Genomic DNA, 16912 nt, shown 5'->3' on the forward strand with positions numbered 1-16912 from the left:
CCTCAAACGGCACCGAGCGCCGTTTCAGCGAAATGGCAGGCGACCTGATGCCCAGTCGCCAGAGTCCGCAATTCGGGCTGCTCAGCCTTGCAGCGGTCCTGGGCGAGCGGGCAACGGGGATGGAACCGGCAGCCGGACGGCGGACGGATGGGGCTCGGGATATCGCCCGTCATCTTGATGCGTTCCCGGTGAGCGCCGGGCTCGGGAATTGGCACCGCGGACAGCAAGGCCTTTGTGTAGGGATGCAGCGGCCTGGCGAAAAGGCTGCGCTTGTCCGCCAATTCCACCATCCGACCTAGGTACATTACGGCGACCCGGTCGCTGATGTGCTCCACGACAGCAAGGTCGTGGGCGATAAACAGATAGGACAGACCGATCTCATTCCGGAGGTCGATCAGGAGGTTGACGATCTGGGCCTGGACGGACACGTCGAGCGCCGAAACCGGTTCATCCAGCACAATGATTTTCGGCGACAGGGACAGCGCGCGGGCAATGCCAAGCCGCTGCCGCTGGCCACCTGAGAATTCATGCGGGAAACGGTCCATCTGGTCCGGCCGCAATCCAACTTTTGCAAACAGACCCGCCACCAGCTCCCGGCGCTTGGCTGCTGACCCCATGCGATAGTTGCGCATCGGCTCCGCGACGATCTCGGCGGCCGTCATACGCGGGTTCAAAGACGAATACGGGTCTTGGAACACGACCTGAAGGTGGCGGCGGTAAGCCCGCATCTGGCGAACCGATAGCCCACTGATTTTGGTGCCCTCAAGGAACACCTCACCGCCGGTTGGCTCAATCAAGCCCAGGACCGAGCGGGCTACCGTGCTTTTGCCACAACCAGACTCGCCTACGATGGCGAGCGTTTCGCCACGTCCGATCGAGAATGATACCCCGTTGACGGCCTGCACCACGCCTTCAGACTTGCCAAGCAGCCCGCCGGTCAGGGGGTAGTGCTTCTTCAGGTCGACGACTTCGAGAAGGTTACCGGTCATGGCTCAAGCTCCCCGGCCTTAAAGCAGGCGCTCAGATGGTCGGCTGCGACAGATTTCAGGACCGGCTCGTTTTCCCGGCAACCGTCGTCGGCCATCTTACAGCGCGGGGCGAAAGCGCAACCCGACAGCGGCTTGCTCAGGTCTGGGACGACACCGGTGATTTCGGCAAGCCGGGGCGCGGCACCAGGGTGCAGGCTGGACCCGAGCTTGGGGACTGAGCCCAGCAGGCCCCTGGTATAGGGATGGCGCGGATTGGCGAAGAGCTCCTTGGTCGAAGCTTCCTCTACCTTGCGGCCCGCATACATTACAACGACGCGGTCGGCGGTCTCGGCCACAACGCCCAGGTCATGGGTAATCAGTAGGATGGCGGTACCGGTCCCAGACTGCAGTTCGCGCATCAGATCCAGGATCTGAGCCTGAACGGTCACGTCCAGGGCGGTGGTGGGTTCATCTGCAATCAGCAGCTTCGGATGGCAGGCCAGAGCCATCGCAATCATCACGCGCTGCCGCATACCGCCGGAAAGTTGATGCGGGTACTCGCTCATGCGGCGCAGCGGCTCCGAGATATGCACCTGGCGGAGCATCTCGGTGCCACGTTCCCTGGCTGCTGCCTTGTCCAGGCCAGCATGCAGCCTCAAGGCTTCACAAATCTGATAGCCGATGGTCAGTACTGGATTGAGCGACGTCATCGGCTCCTGAAATATCATCGATATCTCATTGCCGCGGATATGCTGCATCTGCCGTTCCGACAGCGACAGCAGGTCCTTGCCTTCGAAGATGATGCTGCCGCGAACAATCCTGCCTGCGGGCTTTGCGACCAGGCGCATCAAGGACATCGAGGTGACACTCTTGCCACAGCCGGATTCTCCGACGAGCGCCAGTGTCTCACCCTGCCGCATCTCAAATGACACGCCGTTGACAGCGCGCACGGTGCGGCTCCCCGCCTGAAAATAGGTCGCCAGGTCTCGGACTTCGAGAAGGTTCGCTTCACTCATCTGGGCTAAATCCTGCGCGCCAGGCGGGGGTCGAGAATATCGCGCAGACGATCGCCGCACAGATTGATGGCCAGCACGGTCAAGGCCAGCATGATACCGGGAAACAGCATCGCCCACAGACCAATCGAAATTGTCGACCGCGCTTCGGCCATCATGTTCCCCCAGCTCGGGATTTCCGGCGGGGTGCCAATACCTAAGAAGCCCAGATAAGCCTCGATCATGATGGCGGATGCCATGACGAATGTGGCCTGCACGATGAGAGGTGCAGCCACATTGGGGAGGATATGCCGCACCAGGATGCGCGGCTCAGAGGTGCCCATCGCGACCGCGGCCTCGACGTAGGTCTGGTTTCGGACCGACAGGACGAGCGAACGGGCCAAGCGGACCACGCGCGGCACTTCCGGCACCGTGATGGCGATGACGACGGCCGTGATGCTGCCGCGCGTCAGGGTCATCAGGACGATGGCAAGCAGGATGCCCGGGACAGCCATCAGGCCATCCATGACGCGCATGATGACTTCATCGCCGCGACGCAGGTAGCCCGCCAACAGACCGATTGAAAGGCCGATTCCAGTGGCAGCGACGGCGACAGTGAATCCCACGAACAAGGACACGCGGCCACCCCAGAGCACACGGCTCAGAATATCGCGTCCCAAGGCGTCGGTGCCGAACAGGTTCTCTGTGCTCGGCGGCCGCAGGCGCATGATGGGGTCGATTTCCATCGGGTCGAACGGCGCAATCCATGGCGCCAGAACAATTAGGACGACGATGATGGCCAGCAGGACGCCGCCCACAGTCGGTGATGGAACTACCTTGCGAGCCCAGGTTGCAAGCCAAGGCCGACGTGGCACGACGTTGGTATCGGAATGTGCTGCCACGGGTCAGTACCGAACGCGAGGATCGAAGAGGGCGTAGCTCAAATCGATCAGAAGGTTGATGATGACGTAGATGCCCGCGAAGAACAAAACCATGGCTTGGATGACGGGGTAGTCGCGGCGCAGGACGGAGTCCACCGTCAGGCGACCAAGGCCAGGGATGGCGAACACGCTCTCGGTCACCACGACGCCGCCAATCAGGAAGGCGATGCCGATACCGATGACGGTGGCAATCGGAATGGCGGCGTTCTTCAGCGCATGGATGAACAGGACCGGTCCTTCGGCCAGGCCCTTGGCGCGGGCGGTCCGGATATAGTCCTCGCTCAACACATCCAGCATCGCGGCCCGGGTCATGCGGGCAATCAGAGCGATGTAGACAAAGCCCAGGCTGATAGTGGGCAGCGTGATATGGCGCAGGAATGGAATGAAGCCGTCTGCGATAGGCTTATAGCCCTGCACGGGAAGCCACTGCAGTTCATTAGAAATCGTAAAGACCAGGATGTAGGACACGAGGAAGACCGGGACCGAGAAACCGGCAACACTCATTAGCATGATGTAGCGGTCAATCCAGGTGCCCACCCGCCAGGCGGCAATCACCCCCATGGGGATAGCTACGACGATGGCAAGCAAAGTGGTCGAGATAGTGAGCGCAATGGTCGGCTCGATGGCTTGACCAATCATGGTCGTTACCGGCAGGCCTGAGAAAATCGAACTTCCGAAATCACCCATCAGCATCTGGAAAACCCAGACCCAAAGGCGCTCCAAGAATGGCCTATCGAGGCCAAGCTTGGCGGTAATGGCGGCGACTTCCGCGGCTGACGCTGTGTCACCCGCGATAATCGCCGCCGGATTCCCCGGGGCGGCGTACATCATTGAAAAGACTGCAAGCGCAACCACTGCCATAACAGGCACAGCAGCAAACAGGCGCTTCAATATGTAACGCAGCATCCCGGTACTCTTTAGTTCTTCTTCAGATTCCAGAATACCGGAATGAAGGTGGCATTCACATCGCTAATGTTGGTACGCACGGCGACCGGACGGACGAACTGACCGGTCGGGATGTACGGCACAATCTTATAGAAGCGCTCCTGGATTTGGTTGACGATCTGCATACGCTTTGCAGCATCGGGTTCCGCCAGCCAGGCAGCACGCAGCTTCTCCATCTCTTCGTCGCACGGCCAGCCAGCAGTCGCCTTGTCGCAGGCCGTAATCAGAGACAGGTTCGTTGTCGGCGTCATCATGTTGTTGCCGAAGTCGAGCGAGGCGTAGACGTTCCAACCGCCTTCAGCCGGAGGCGCCTTGTTCAGGCGCTTGCCCAGGAAGGTGCCCCAGTCCATCGGAATGGTCTCGACGTTGATACCGGCCTTGCGCATGAGCGACACCGTAACCTTGGCGCCCATATCCATGTCGGGGACGTCGGTCGGATGATAGACGACGACCTTCTCACCGTTGTAACCGGCTTCCTTCAGCAAGGCCTTGGCCTTGTTCAGGTCAGCCTTCTTGTAGGGCGCAGTGCCAACTTCCGATGCCAGCGGGGTGCCGCAGAAGAAGACGGCGCCGCAGTACGGATGGTAGTAGGCGGTCGGCGCACCCAGAGCACGCATGTAGTCTTCCTGATTCACGATCAGGAGCAGCGCCTGGCGAGCCTTTTCATTGTTGAAAGGCGGGTACAGGTGATTGGGGCGAATCCAGCCCTGCGCACCAACCGGGTCGACCTTGACCAGCTTGACGTCCTTGCTCTTCTCCAGCGAGGTGAGCAGGTCCATCGGCGGGTATTCGTAGTAGTCGATTTCACCAGCCTGAAGCGCCGACATCGCGACGTTGGCATCGGGGAGCGAAACCCACTCCACGCGCTCGATGTTCGCTTCCTTCTTGCCCGACAGGAAAGATGTGGGCTCGGAACGCGAAACCCACTTCGGATTCTTCACGTAAACGGTCTTGGAGCCCGGCACCCATTCATCCCGCTTGAAGATGTAGGGGCCCGAACCTGTCGCATCCTGGATGAGCTGGTCATGCGGCGTCTTGGCGATGCGCGCAGGCATGATGAAGGGGGCATAGGTGCCCGGCTTGCCCAGCGCTTCCAGCACGAGGCCGAAGGGCTTGCTAAGTTCGAGCTTGAAAGTCTTGTCATCGACCTTCGAGAAGGAACCCCCGGCGAGCAGCGCGCCGCCCATCGGGTCCTTCTTCGACCAGCGTTCAATGGAGACGATGGCGTCTTCGCTGGTGACCGGCGCGCCGTCGTGGAAAGCCAGGCCATCGCGCAGCTTGAAGGTCCAGACCTTGCCGTCGGCCGAGCTGGAGTATTCGCCCACCATCTGCGGCTTCGGAACGCCGTTGGCGTCCAGGCTGAACAGAGTGTCGTAGACCATGTAGCCGTGCATCTGCGTGATGCGGGCAACATTGCTGACCGGGTCAATGATGCGCAGCGGCGAGTGAACCGCCGCTTTCAGGGTCGTCGCCTGAGCAAAGGCATCGACGGTCAGGGTGCTTGTCATCATGAACGCTGATGCGCAAAGCGCAACGCCACTCAGAACTGATACGAACCGCTTCTTCATTGTGTCCACCCCGCTAGGTTGGTCGTCTCCTACAACGACTATGACATATGTTATTGCATATATCGAAACAGTGACAAGCCGAATTATCGCGCCTCGCTATTTCGCAAGCATACTGTTTGTGCGCATTTCTTGCGCAGCAACATCACTGCGAAGGCACACCGCAACCCAGAGAGTTGCAAGCATGCAAGTCCGCTACTTTTGTGCTCCTCAGGAGTAAGCCTTTCGATCGATATCGACAGGCTTACTCGTCCCCACTCACCCAGCGACGCGCGATTTGGCTCCACGCATGCGCTTTGTCGGCAGCAACCTCAATCGCGCCGAAGTGATCGGCATTCGCAATTTCCAAAGTCTCGACTCGCACCTTCGCGGCTTTGAGCGATTTGGTCATCGCATCTGCCTGCGTTATCAGGCGCGGCAGGTCCTGCGCGCCCCAGGCGATGAAGAAGGGAACCGTGTCGCTGTTCACATAAGTGATGGGGCTGGCAGCCGTATCATCCTCGTCACGCGACAGCACGACGTCGTAGACGCGGCGCTCTGGAGCGCCCGGAGGTGCATTGCGATTGCGGAAATCGTAGGAGCCCGAAACGCTCAGGCAACCGCGAATGGCGCCATCCGGGATACCCCGCGCCCGCTGACGTACGGTGTCGAGCGCGGCAAGCGAGGCCAGATGGCCACCAGCAGAGTGCCCGCTGATGAAGAGCTTCTTCGGGTCGCCGCCATACTGCGCGATATTCCGATGCACCCAGGCAATGGCGTCGATGCAGTCCTCGACGATTTCGGGGTACCGGATTGTAGGCGCCAGACGATAGTTGGCGCTGACGAAAATCGCGGGCAAGTCCAGGAATGTCGGAGCCATATAGCCCATCCATTCCTTGGTGCCGTTACTCCAGGCGCCGCCATGGAAGAAGATGATGACCGGCAAGTTACTCGCGGTCTTGTCTTCCGACAGGTACAGGTCGACCTTCTGCCAGTAGTCGGCGCCATACTTGCAGTCGATGACGTTTCGCGTCTCACCCTGGGTCTTGCGGGTCCAGTCCATGACCCGCTCGACATGCTCAGGCGCGCCGGGCAGCAGCAGCTTAGGGAGCGGCGGAATGTCATCGAAACTCATGCTCAGCCCCTGTCGGAAGGTGTCTGGCCGCTTTCAGGCGCTGGTCCAGCACCCAGCGCGATTTACCAGCCATTGTGAGGACAACCGTCTGCATGCGCGGCGGCAAGGCAGCGACACGGCTGTAGATGGAGGAAACCCTCTGAGTGTGCTCAATCAGGGGGCGCTCACGCTGCTCCCAATCGACCAGGCCGGACTCGATCGTCGGACAGGTCGATACGTAGTGTGCCAGCGCCAGGGCGTTCATCATTCCGCAGCCCCCACCCTGGCCCAGATTGGGAGCCTGGGCGTGGCCCGCGTCGCCGATAATGGCGATCCTGCCTTCATGCCAGCGCTTCAGGTGGATGGTTTCGAACAAATCCCAGCGGCCACCCTCGCCAACGCGGTCGATATGGTCGCGCAGATGCGGGAAGGACTTCTTCCAGAGCGATTTATCGATGGGAACCGTCTTGCCCGGACGGTCGGTATCCAGGGTGGTGAAGGCCAGATAGGTATCGGTGTCGCTGCACGGCGTCACCAGGATGCGCCGCATGCCGTTCCAGTATTCGATGTATTTGCGGCCATCGTCGGAAACACGCTCATCCATTCGGCGCGGTATCATCACCCGGATGGCGCCGTCGGCCAGTGGGGTGCGCTTACGCAACAGGTTCACGGAATCCCGGATTTTGGAGTTGATGCCGTCGGCACCGACCACCAGGTCAGCCTTGCGGATCTCGCCGGTCGACAGGCGGATCTCGCCGTCCGGCGTGGCGCTCACCGCCTCAGTGCCAAAGACCACCTCAACACCCAGCTCACGCGCCCGGTTGGACAGGGCCGTCAGGAGCTTCATGCGGGTGATTGAGACCACCCGAAGATTGGGCATTTTTGCAAAGTGAGCCGCGGCGACCGTGCGGTTCTGGTCGTCCCGGGTCTCACGCATGAACCCGCGATGGCAGCCCTCGACCGCCTCGTCATGGGCGCCGAGGCTCGCCAGCACCCGGAGTCCGTTTTCCCAGATGTATATGCCAGCACCATCCGGACGAAGTGAGGGGCTGCGTTCGTACGCTCGCACCTTCCATCCCCGCTGCGCGAGTGCAATGGAGACTGCCAGGCCTGCTATGCCTGCTCCTGCGACCTCGGCGGTACGGTTGCTGGTCATGTCGCTTCCGAGGGCTGAAAGCTTGGGTGAATGCAGTGCTTAGGCTGATTTTCCGTTGATAGCCTGGTCATAGGAGATGACGCCAACGCCACCCATCCAGGCCTTGACCGGCTCGTAGACCAGCGTGCGGCTCGGGGCGCCGCCCAGCGCGGCCATCAACGCGACCCAAAGGCACATTTCATGGCCCCCGTTGCCGCCTAGGCGCTCGATCTCGTCGTAGGTCATCGAGGTAAAGTACTCTTTGTCGCCGCGGGCGAAGCCATCGAGCAGGTCCTTGTCCCACTGGATGTTAATCATCTCGCGGTCTGACGCAGCCAGCTCACGTTCTTTTTCATGGATGAGTACGCGAACGCCCGGGTCTTCCACACGGCCGATGGCACCGCGCTGTTGCACGCGGAGCATACGGCGGGCTAGATCGTCCGGATTCGGCTCGTCTTCCTTCACGAAAGGCGGCCAATGCGAAATGCCGCCACTGGCAATCAGGGCCACCTTCTCGGGCCGCTTGGCTATGACTTTGCCAATCAGTTCACCCAGTTCGTAGCAGCGACGAAAGCTTGGCAGCGGCGGCGCAAAGCAGTTGACGAAAACGGGTACGACCGGGATGTCGCAGTCCGGCATCAGGTATTTCACCGGGATCAGGACATTATGGACGAACTCGGCTGAACCTGAACGTGCCATATCGAAGCCGTCGGCGATCGACTGCTTCAGGATATCCAGTGAATAGTCCGCATGGCCCTTAAAGGACCTCCGCTTCATCTGGAGCCACTTTTCGGCAGCTTCAGGCGGACCGTAATGCGTGTCGGCCACGCAGACGGAGAATGTCGGCATATTCTCCAGCGAATACATATCGAAGTGGTCGTTGACGAAGGCGATGATGACATCGGGCTTCGCCTTGGCCAGCAGCTCACGCCCCTCAGCGAACGCCGCCTGCATCGTCTCTGCCTGTTCCTTGGGCGCATCGCCCATTCGGTCACCAAGACCCGGCGTATGCGTCATGGAGAGCGCTGCGACAATCTGCGACGGGATTTGATGCTGTTGAGTCATACCGATTCCAGTCCCCGACCTGATTATGAAAGTTTGGCTTGCCAACTCGCTTGGTATCGATAGTATGTAATTACATGTGTTGCTGCAAGCGTTTTTATGCAGAGCCACACGAGATGAAGTCACGGATTTAGCGGTTGCAGCGCAATATCCCGCGCTTCTTCCAGAGTTCTCGGGGGATTGGTGCAGTTGTCCAAAATCCCGTTTCGCCAGCAGTCACATGACTTTGGCGTCAAGATTTGTAGGTGCGAGAATGAATTACTCGAATATATTCACCAGACAGGGGAATCGCTGACCGCAGTCGAATAGGTCAGTGGGTAATTCAGATACTCGGAGAGAATAGATGGCGACGTCGAACCTGAAGCGGAAGCGCAGCACGGCTGAACAGAACAGTCCTCCTGCGCGCGACACCGCCAAGATTGCGGCAAAAATGCAGGGATATTTCCCGCATTACATTAGCCGGGTGATGAATTTCATGAACTTGCGGCTGCTCCAGTCAGTCCGCCTGTACGGCATGACGGTGACGCAATTCCGCATCATGCAGGTCCTCGATTCTCGTGGTATCGCCAGCATTGGCGAACTGGCTGTAGATGCCGTCATCGAGCAGTCCGTCGTTAGCCGGATCGTCAACCAGCTGGAAGAACTTGGCTACGCCATCCGCGAGAAACGCAAGAGCAACAGCAGGATTGTGGACGTTTACCTGACCCCTCAGGGCAAGAAGACCTACGAAGACCTGTTTCCGGCTGCGCAGCTCATCGTCTCCGATGCCCTGCATGTCCTCTCCAAGAGCGAGCACAAATCCCTCGAAAGCATGCTCGGCCGGATTTTCGACCACCTCAGCCAACCCCAAGAGCCCTGGCTGAAGTTGGCGACCGACAATTCTGCGGCCAAACCGAATACCAGCAAGCCCCGTCGCTCCACCACCCAGGGCAGGCTGGTCAAATCACAATGACCAAATAACCAGCCCCCAGGACAGACATGGCAGAGCGTTCGTTTGCACGAGAGGTTGAAAAACTAAAACTGGGCGACGGCGAGACTTTCCACGGAGAAGGAATCCTCGCAATTACCAAGGCTCTGCTGCAATCCGGCGTCGGATATGTCGCTGGCTACCAGGGCTCCCCTATCTCCCACTTGATGGACGTTCTCGCGGACTCCCGGGAAATTCTCGACGAACTCGGCGTCCACTTCGAATCTTCTGCTTCCGAAGCTGCCGCAGCCGCCACTCTGTCCGCCTCGGTGATGTATCCGGTCCGCGGCGCCGTAACCTGGAAGTCGACAGCAGGCACCAATGTAGCATCCGATGCCCTGACCAATCTGTCCTCGGGCGGTGTTGTCGGCGGCTCCCTTATCATTCTCGGCGAGGACTTCGGCGAAGGCTCTTCTATTGCCCAGGAGCGCAGCCACGCATTCGCTATGAAGTCCCAGATGTGGCTTCTGGACCCCAGGCCGAACCTGCCGTCCATCGTGAAGGCTGTCGAAGATGGCTTTGATCTCTCGGAAGCCTCCAGCACGCCGGTCATGCTCCAGGTACGCATCCGTGCCTGCCATGTGCATGGCCAGTTCACTACCAAAGCAAACCGGCGGCCGGAATTCACGCTCCGCCAGGCCCTGGAGCAGCCGAAACGCGATGTGAGCCGCATCGTCCTGCCCCCGGCGTCCATGCTGCAGGACAAGGAAAAGCACGAGCTCCGCTGGCCCGCCGCCGTCAAGTTCATCCATGACCGGAAGCTCAACGAGTTCTTTGGTCCGGATGATGTCGATGTCGGCATCATGGTCCAGGGTGGCATCTACAACTCGCTCATCCGGTCGCTTCAGTTCCTTGGCCTCGCCGACTCCTACGGCAACTCGCGGATTCCCATCTACGTGATGAACGTGACCTATCCGCTGGTCGACGATGAAGTGGCGAAGTTCTGCGCCACCAAGCGTGCCGTCCTGATGGTGGAAGAAGGCAGCCCGGAATACCTGGAGCAAATCATCAACACCATCCTGCGCCGTCGCGACATCAACACCCGGATTTTCGGCAAGGATGTTTTGCCGCGTTCCGGCGACTACGGCGCTGCCGTGGTAACCAAGGGCATCGAGGCCTTCCTGGAGGCTTCAGCCAAGGACCTGCTGCGCAACCGCCCGCCAATGCCGAGCGCCGACAAGGTGCTGGCGGAGCCCAAGATTGCGGATCTCGCCAAGACCCTGCCGCCACGGCCGCCCGGCTTCTGCACGGGTTGCCCGGAGCGGCCCATTTTCGCGGGCATGAAGCTTGTCGAAAAGGAACTCGGCCAGCATCACGTCTCCGCCGATATCGGCTGCCACCTGTTCTCTATCCTGCCGCCCTTCTATATCGGCGCGACCACGATGGGCTACGGGTTGGGACCGGCCTCGGCGTCAGCCTTCAATGTGCCGTCGTCCAAGCGTGCCATCTCCGTCATGGGCGACGGCGGCTTCTGGCACAACGGCCTGTCGACCAGCGTCGGCAATGCTGTGTTCAACAAGCAGGACCAGGTCATCATTGTTGTCGACAATTTTTATTCGTCGGCGACGGGTGGTCAGGACATCCCGTCTTCCCGCGCGGAAAACGACCGGCGCTCGACCAACAATTCGATTGTCGATGCCGTTAAGGGCATAGGCGTCAAATGGGTGCGCCATATCGACCGCACCTACGACGTTGCCAAGGTCCGGGATACTCTGAAGGAAGCCCTGACCACGGAAGAGACCGGCCCGAAGGTTATCGTGGCCTCCTCGGAATGCATGCTGAACCGGCAGCGCCGTGAGAAGCCGCTCTTCAACAAGGCCGTCAAGGCTGGCAAGCGCATGGTGCGCCGGCGTTTCGGCGTCGACGAAGATGTCTGCACGGGCGACCACGCCTGCATCCGGCTCTCTGGCTGCCCGTCACTGTCGGTGAAGCACACCGATGACCCGCTGAAGGACCACCCAGTCGCCGCCATCGACAACTCCTGCGTCGGCTGCGGCAATTGCGGCGAAGTCTCGGAAGCCGCTGTACTGTGTCCCTCGTTCTACCGGGCCGACATCATTTCCAACCCGACCCGCTGGGACCAGCTGGTTGCCGGTGTACGCCGCGCCGTTATTTCCTTCTTCCAGAACCGCCGTGAAGCCAACCGCGTGGTGTTCCCATGAGCTCGGTTGGTCAGATGACGGTCAACGGCGAGACCTTTGAGCGCCCGATTACGCTCGCTGTATTGGCCATGGGCGGCCAGGGCGGCGGCGTGCTGGCTGACTGGATCATCGAGGTAGCCGAGGAACAGGGCTGGTATGCGCAAGGCAGCTCGGTTCCCGGTGTGGCCCAGCGTACCGGCGCCACCGTCTACTACATCGAGATGCTACCGGCCCGTGATGGCAAGCCACCCGTCCTCTCCCTGATTCCGACCCGCGGCGACGTCGACATCGTGCTGGCAGCCGAGTTTGTTGAAGCTGGCCGCTCGATGCTCCAGGGCCTGGTCACTCCTGACCGCACCGCACTGATTGCCTCCACCCATCGCGTCTTTGCCGTGCTGGAGAAGCAGCTTCCCGGCGATGGCGTCATCGATTCCAACACCATCCTGGATGCGACCGGCATCGCGGCCAAGAAGGCCATCCTGTTCGACATGCAGGCCCTGGCTGAGCGTGCGGGCAGCCATATCTCGGCCACCATGCTGGGTGCGCTGGCCGGTAGCGGCCTGCTGCCCTTCCCGAAGGAAGCCTTCCTGCATGTGATTGGCGGCGATCACCGCGCCAGCCAGGCCAACCTGGATGCCTTTGAGGGCGGCTACAGCCAGGCCAAGGAACCCATCCCGTATGTGGTCGAGGGCCACGTCAAGACGATGGCCTCCCTACCGGCGTCCGTTGGTGTCCCGGTGCTGGACGACCTGCTCCAGCGCATCCGCCGGGATTTTCCTGAGGCCGTTCATTCCATGCTCTATGCCGGTGTGAAGCGGCTTACCGACTACCAGGATGTTGCCTACGCACATGAATACCTGAGCCGCGTGGCAAAACTCTGCGAACTCGACCCGCATGCGAGCGAGTGGCAGCAGGAGTCCCTGACTTTCGCCGCGGCCAAGTACATCGCCGTGGCCATGTCCTATGACGATGTCATCCGGGTGGCGGACCTGAAGACGCGCTCCACCCGCGTCGGCCGCATTGACCGCGAGGTCGGCAAGAAGTCGGACCAGCTCATGTACCTCACTGAATTCATGCATCCCCGCATGGAAGAAATAGCCGGGACGATGCCAGCTGCCCTGGGCGCCTGGATTGAGAGCAAGCCCAAGCTGTTCCAGTGGCTGGACAAGCTGGTGAACCGCGGCCGTCGCGTGCAGACCGGCACGGTCTTCTGGTTCATGACGCTCTATCTGGTGTCAGCCCTGAAGCCGATCCGTCGCCGACTGCTGCGTCACCGAAACGAACAGCTCCATATCGCCAACTGGCTGCAGGTCGCCCATGACGTCGTCTGGACGGACTACGACCTGGCCGTCGAAGTCCTCGCGACCCGGCAACTGGTGAAGGGCTATTCCGACACTCATGCCAGGGGCAACTCCAAGTTCGACAAGCTGATGGCCATTGTCCCGTTCCTTGTGGGCAAGCCGGATGCCAGTGGCTGGCTGCGGCGCCTGCGTACGGCGGCCCTGGCTGATGAAGACGGCAAGGCGCTCGACGGCTCCATTCTGACAGTACGAACAGCATTCGAAGCGCCTCAAGGGGCGTAACAGCTCAATAACGAACGACAACCCGCATCGAGGGGATTTAGGGATGGGTCTGGAAGCGATTATCAGTGGTGGCGGCATCGGCGGCCTGGCAACAGCAGCAGCACTTGCCCAGCGCGGCTGGAAGGTAACTGTTTTTGAGAGCCGTCCTGAACTGCGTGTCTCCGGCTCGGGCATCTACCTGCGCGACAATGGCCTGAACGTCCTTTCCGAACTGGGTGCCTATGACCGCGTCATGCGCAACCCGTTCCTGGGCCGCGGCGTCGAACAGCGCGACCGCCTGAACAACCTGGTCCATCCCGCGAGGCTGCCACCTGGCCGCCGTATCGTAGCGGTTCCCCGGGCGGATCTGCTGGCAGGCCTGGAACAAGCCGCCCGCGATGCCGGAGTCAAAATCGTCACCGGTAAGGAAGTTGTGGACGCGAAAGCCAACGGCACACTCGTCTTCGCCAACAGCGATGAGCTGCAGGCTGACCTTGCCATCGGTTGCGACGGCATCTGGTCCGCCGTCCGCCGCGGTATCGGTGTCGAACAAAGCCGGGTCCGCAGCTATGAAGGCGCGCTTCGCACCATCGTCAAGGCCACTCAGGCCGAGATGCCGGAAGAAGTGCGTGGCAACTTCATTGAATGCTGGAACGGCACCCGGCGCCTGCTCATCACGCCCATTAACGAGCAGGAAGTCTACCTGGCACTGACTTGCCGGGAAGACGACAAGGAAGCCCGCGATGTCAGCATCCGCCCATGCTGGCGCGAAAGCTTCCCAGCATGGTCGTTCCTGCTCGACCGCATCAACGATGCCGTCAGCTGGGGGGTCTATACAATTATTCATTGCAAGACCTGGTCAGCCGGGCGCACCTGCGTGTTAGGCGATTCTGCACACGCGACTACGCCGAACCTCGGCCAGGGCGGCGGCATGGCGATGCAGAATGGTCTCGCGCTGGCCGCCTATATGGCGAATGTCACTGACCCGCGCGACATTCCGGAAGGCCTGGCCGAATGGGAAAAGGCCATGCGGCCGACGGTGGAGACCTGCCAGCATTGGGCAAGCCTCTTCAACGAAATCGCCAACGTCCCTGATGAATACCGCCCGGACATCACCAAAGCTTTCCTAGGCCATCCCTGGGTGCTTTCGAAGCTTGCGACCGGCGCCGCATCGGTGCCGATCACCAAGACCGACTGGGTGCCCAATGTCCAAGGAGCCAGGAAATGAAGATTGTTTGCATCGGAGGTGGTCCGGCGGGCCTGTATTTCGGCCTGCTAATGAAGAAGCTGAACTCCGCCCACGACATCACGGTCGTCGAGCGGAACCGGCCCTACGACACCTTCGGCTGGGGTGTCGTCTTCTCGGACGCCACGATGGAAAGCCTGCGCGAATGGGATGCGGAGAGCGCCAGACAGATCGAGCAGGCTTTCGCGCACTGGGATGACATTGAGCTGCGCTTCAAGGGCCGTTCCATCCGCAGCGGTGGCCACGGCTTTGTCGGCATCGGTCGCAAGAAGCTCCTCAATATCCTGCAGAAGCGCTGCGAAGACATCGGCGTAAAGCTGGTCTTTGAATGCGAAGTCGACTCCGATGAGGACTACCCGGATGCAGACCTGGTTATCGCCTGCGACGGCATCTCGTCCAAAGTCCGCACCAAGTACCAGGAAGTCTTCAAGCCCGATATCGTGGTTCGCCCCAACCGATTTATCTGGCTGGGCACCAACAAGCTGTTTGACGCCTTTACGTTCGACTTCCAGAAGACGGAGCACGGCTGGTTTCAGGCCCACATCTACAAGTTCGATGAAAAGACCTCGACCTTCATCGTAGAGTGTCCGGAACACACATTCCTGGCGCACGGTCTGGACAAGGCTGACCAGGAGCAGTCCATCGCCTTCTGCGAAAAGCTGTTCGCCGATACGCTCGAAGGCGACAAGCTGATGACCAACGCCCGTCACCTGCGCGGGTCGGCCTGGCTGAACTTCCAGCGCGTGGTTTGCGACCAGTGGTGGCTGAAGAACAAGAACGGCAGCCATGTCGTCCTGATGGGCGACGCAGTCCATACAGCCCACTTCGCAATCGGCTCGGGCACCAAGCTTGCCCTGGAAGACGCCATCGAACTGGTCCGGCAGATCAAGACACATGGCGACCATGACCTTGGCGAAGTCCTGAGCAAGTACCAAGAACTCCGCCGGGTCGAGACCCTGCGCATCCAGAATGCTGCCTGGAACGCCATGGAATGGTTCGAGGTTTGCGGCGACCGCTACTGTGACCGCCTTGAGCCCGAGCAGTTCATGTATTCCATGCTGACCCGTAGCCAGCGCATCAGCCACGAAAACCTGCGCCTGCGCGACAAGGGCTGGCTGGAGGGCTATGAGCGCTGGTTCGCAGACCGCCAGGGCGTAAACCGCGACAACCGCGCTCCGGCGCCTCCGATGTTCACCCCAGTCAAACTCCGGAGCATGGAGCTGCGGAACCGCGTGGTCGTCTCACCGATGGCCATGTATTCGGCGGTCGATGGCATGCCGACCGACTTTCACCTTGTCCACTACGGTGCCCGGGCACTCGGCGGGGCATCGCTGGTCTATACCGAGATGACCTGCGTTTCTCCGGAAGCCCGCATCACGCCAGGCTGCCCAGGCATCTGGAACGACGGACAAGAATCAGCCTGGCGTCGCATCGTGGATTTCGTCCACGACCAGACTGGCGCCAAGATGTGTATCCAGATTGGCCATAGTGGCTCCAAGGGGTCGACCCGCAATGCCTGGGATGGCATCGACAAGCCACTCGTGGACGGCAACTGGCATGTAATGGGGCCTTCTGGTGTCGCATGGACCCCGGATAACCAGGCCCCTCTGCCAATGACCCGCGCCGACATGGATCTGGTTCTTCAGCAGTTCGTCTCGGCAACCACCCGGGCTCACCGGGCGGGCTTCGATATGATTGAGCTTCATTGCGCCCACGGCTACCTGCTGTCCGGATTCATCAGCCCGATGCAGAACAAGCGGACCGACAAATACGGCGGGTCGCTGGAGAACCGGCTGCGGTATCCCCTGGAGGTCTTCCGGGCGATGCGTGCCATTTGGCCTGCGGACAAGCCGATGTCGGTGCGTATTTCTGCCCACGACTGGGTCGGGGATGCTGGTGTCACGCCCACTGAAGCCGTCGAAATCAGCAAGGCCTTCGTCGAGGCGGGCGTGGACATCATTGACGTCTCGTCCGGTCAGGTCACCAAGGCAGAGCAGCCGGTCTATGGCCGTATGTTCCAGACCCCGTTCTCAGATAAAATCCGAAACGAAGTGGGGATTCCTACAATTTCTGTTGGGAACATTTTCGAACCCGACCATGTCAACTCAATCATTGCGGCCGGACGCGCTGACCTTTGTGCCATAGCGCGACCGCATCAGATAGACCCGAGCTGGGTACTTAGGGCGGCTGCGATGCACGGATATGACGAGGCACCGGTACCGAAGCAATACCTTTCCGGCTACCGTCAACTTGAAGTCAACATGACCCGCGCTGCTCAGACGAAACGATAGAAAC

The 16912-nt window shown here is 60.5% G+C and carries 13 protein-coding genes; 5 read left to right on the forward strand and 8 right to left on the reverse strand.

Going from position 1 to position 16912, the window contains the following annotated elements; all coding sequences use genetic code 11:
- Positions 1-2: 2 nt before the first annotated feature.
- The 8 genes from Q1J79_RS18380 to Q1J79_RS18415 all read right to left on the reverse strand — a co-directional run bounded on the left by Q1J79_RS18380 (position 3) and on the right by Q1J79_RS18415 (position 8704).
- Complete coding sequence (locus tag Q1J79_RS18380; RefSeq protein WP_300303246.1) at positions 3-989, reverse strand: ABC transporter ATP-binding protein; 987 nt, start codon at positions 987-989, stop codon at positions 3-5.
- Complete coding sequence (locus Q1J79_RS18385) at positions 986-1984, reverse strand: ABC transporter ATP-binding protein (RefSeq protein ID WP_300303247.1); 999 nt, start codon at positions 1982-1984, stop codon at positions 986-988. The genes Q1J79_RS18380 and Q1J79_RS18385 overlap by 4 nt, the downstream gene beginning before the upstream one ends.
- 5 nt (positions 1985-1989) lie before the next feature.
- On the reverse strand, positions 1990-2778 hold the full coding sequence (locus tag Q1J79_RS18390; protein ID WP_300303249.1) for an ABC transporter permease: 789 nt from the start codon (positions 2776-2778) through the stop codon (positions 1990-1992).
- Positions 2779-2865: 87 nt separating this feature from the next.
- Complete coding sequence (locus Q1J79_RS18395; RefSeq protein WP_300303251.1) at positions 2866-3807, reverse strand: ABC transporter permease; 942 nt, start codon at positions 3805-3807, stop codon at positions 2866-2868.
- An 11-nt stretch (positions 3808-3818) separates the two neighbouring features.
- A complete protein-coding gene (locus Q1J79_RS18400) occupies positions 3819-5414 on the reverse strand; it encodes an ABC transporter substrate-binding protein (protein WP_300303253.1) in 1596 nt (531 codons plus the stop codon).
- 241 nt (positions 5415-5655) lie between these two features.
- The gene (locus Q1J79_RS18405; protein WP_300303255.1) at positions 5656-6525 is read right to left on the reverse strand and encodes an alpha/beta hydrolase; all 870 of its coding nucleotides are present in this window, start codon (positions 6523-6525) and stop codon (positions 5656-5658) included.
- Positions 6512-7660: an NAD(P)/FAD-dependent oxidoreductase gene (locus Q1J79_RS18410; RefSeq protein ID WP_300303257.1), complete on the reverse strand. Its 1149-nt coding sequence runs from the start codon at positions 7658-7660 to the stop codon at positions 6512-6514. The genes Q1J79_RS18405 and Q1J79_RS18410 overlap by 14 nt, the downstream gene beginning before the upstream one ends.
- Before the next feature lie 39 nt (positions 7661-7699).
- Complete coding sequence (locus Q1J79_RS18415; protein WP_300303259.1) at positions 7700-8704, reverse strand: hypothetical protein; 1005 nt, start codon at positions 8702-8704, stop codon at positions 7700-7702.
- Between the two features lie 340 nt (positions 8705-9044).
- On the opposite strand from Q1J79_RS18415, the gene Q1J79_RS18420 reads away from it, so the two are divergent.
- The 5 genes from Q1J79_RS18420 to Q1J79_RS18440 are packed head-to-tail and all read left to right on the forward strand — an operon-like array spanning position 9045 to position 16908.
- Positions 9045-9653: a MarR family winged helix-turn-helix transcriptional regulator gene (locus Q1J79_RS18420; protein WP_300303261.1), complete on the forward strand. Its 609-nt coding sequence runs from the start codon at positions 9045-9047 to the stop codon at positions 9651-9653.
- A gap of 26 nt (positions 9654-9679) precedes the next feature.
- Positions 9680-11830 carry an indolepyruvate ferredoxin oxidoreductase subunit alpha gene (locus tag Q1J79_RS18425; RefSeq protein ID WP_300303263.1) on the forward strand — a complete coding sequence of 717 codons (2151 nt, stop codon included), beginning with the start codon at positions 9680-9682 and terminating at the stop codon, positions 11828-11830.
- 14 nt (positions 11831-11844) lie between these two features.
- The gene (locus Q1J79_RS18430; protein ID WP_300303265.1) at positions 11845-13392 is read left to right on the forward strand and encodes an indolepyruvate oxidoreductase subunit beta family protein; all 1548 of its coding nucleotides are present in this window, start codon (positions 11845-11847) and stop codon (positions 13390-13392) included.
- A gap of 43 nt (positions 13393-13435) precedes the next feature.
- On the forward strand, positions 13436-14599 hold the full coding sequence (locus Q1J79_RS18435) for an NAD(P)/FAD-dependent oxidoreductase (protein ID WP_300303267.1): 1164 nt from the start codon (positions 13436-13438) through the stop codon (positions 14597-14599).
- On the forward strand, positions 14596-16908 hold the full coding sequence (locus tag Q1J79_RS18440) for a bifunctional salicylyl-CoA 5-hydroxylase/oxidoreductase (protein WP_300303269.1): 2313 nt from the start codon (positions 14596-14598) through the stop codon (positions 16906-16908). Before Q1J79_RS18435 ends, Q1J79_RS18440 begins: the two co-directional genes overlap by 4 nt.
- Positions 16909-16912: the final 4 nt, after the last annotated feature.

The organism is Ferrovibrio sp. (genome assembly GCF_029255545.1).
In the GTDB taxonomy this organism is placed as follows: domain Bacteria; phylum Pseudomonadota; class Alphaproteobacteria; order Ferrovibrionales; family Ferrovibrionaceae; genus Ferrovibrio.

What these genes read in the sequence shown, in the direction of transcription:
- Q1J79_RS18380 (WP_300303246.1), bottom strand. Translation starts at nt 989, where the DNA reads ATGACCGGTAACCTTCTCGAAGTCGTCGACCTGAAGAAGCACTACCCC.
- Q1J79_RS18430 (WP_300303265.1), top strand. Translation starts at nt 11,845, where the DNA reads ATGACGGTCAACGGCGAGACCTTTGAGCGCCCGATTACGCTCGCTGTA.
- Q1J79_RS18400 (WP_300303253.1), bottom strand. Translation starts at nt 5,414, where the DNA reads ATGAAGAAGCGGTTCGTATCAGTTCTGAGTGGCGTTGCGCTTTGCGCA.
- Q1J79_RS18410 (WP_300303257.1), bottom strand. Translation starts at nt 7,660, where the DNA reads ATGACCAGCAACCGTACCGCCGAGGTCGCAGGAGCAGGCATAGCAGGC.
- Q1J79_RS18425 (WP_300303263.1), top strand. Translation starts at nt 9,680, where the DNA reads ATGGCAGAGCGTTCGTTTGCACGAGAGGTTGAAAAACTAAAACTGGGC.
- Q1J79_RS18415 (WP_300303259.1), bottom strand. Translation starts at nt 8,704, where the DNA reads ATGACTCAACAGCATCAAATCCCGTCGCAGATTGTCGCAGCGCTCTCC.
- Q1J79_RS18385 (WP_300303247.1), bottom strand. Translation starts at nt 1,984, where the DNA reads ATGAGTGAAGCGAACCTTCTCGAAGTCCGAGACCTGGCGACCTATTTT.
- Q1J79_RS18435 (WP_300303267.1), top strand. Translation starts at nt 13,436, where the DNA reads ATGGGTCTGGAAGCGATTATCAGTGGTGGCGGCATCGGCGGCCTGGCA.
- Q1J79_RS18420 (WP_300303261.1), top strand. Translation starts at nt 9,045, where the DNA reads ATGGCGACGTCGAACCTGAAGCGGAAGCGCAGCACGGCTGAACAGAAC.
- Q1J79_RS18440 (WP_300303269.1), top strand. Translation starts at nt 14,596, where the DNA reads ATGAAGATTGTTTGCATCGGAGGTGGTCCGGCGGGCCTGTATTTCGGC.
- Q1J79_RS18395 (WP_300303251.1), bottom strand. Translation starts at nt 3,807, where the DNA reads ATGCTGCGTTACATATTGAAGCGCCTGTTTGCTGCTGTGCCTGTTATG.
- Q1J79_RS18405 (WP_300303255.1), bottom strand. Translation starts at nt 6,525, where the DNA reads ATGAGTTTCGATGACATTCCGCCGCTCCCTAAGCTGCTGCTGCCCGGC.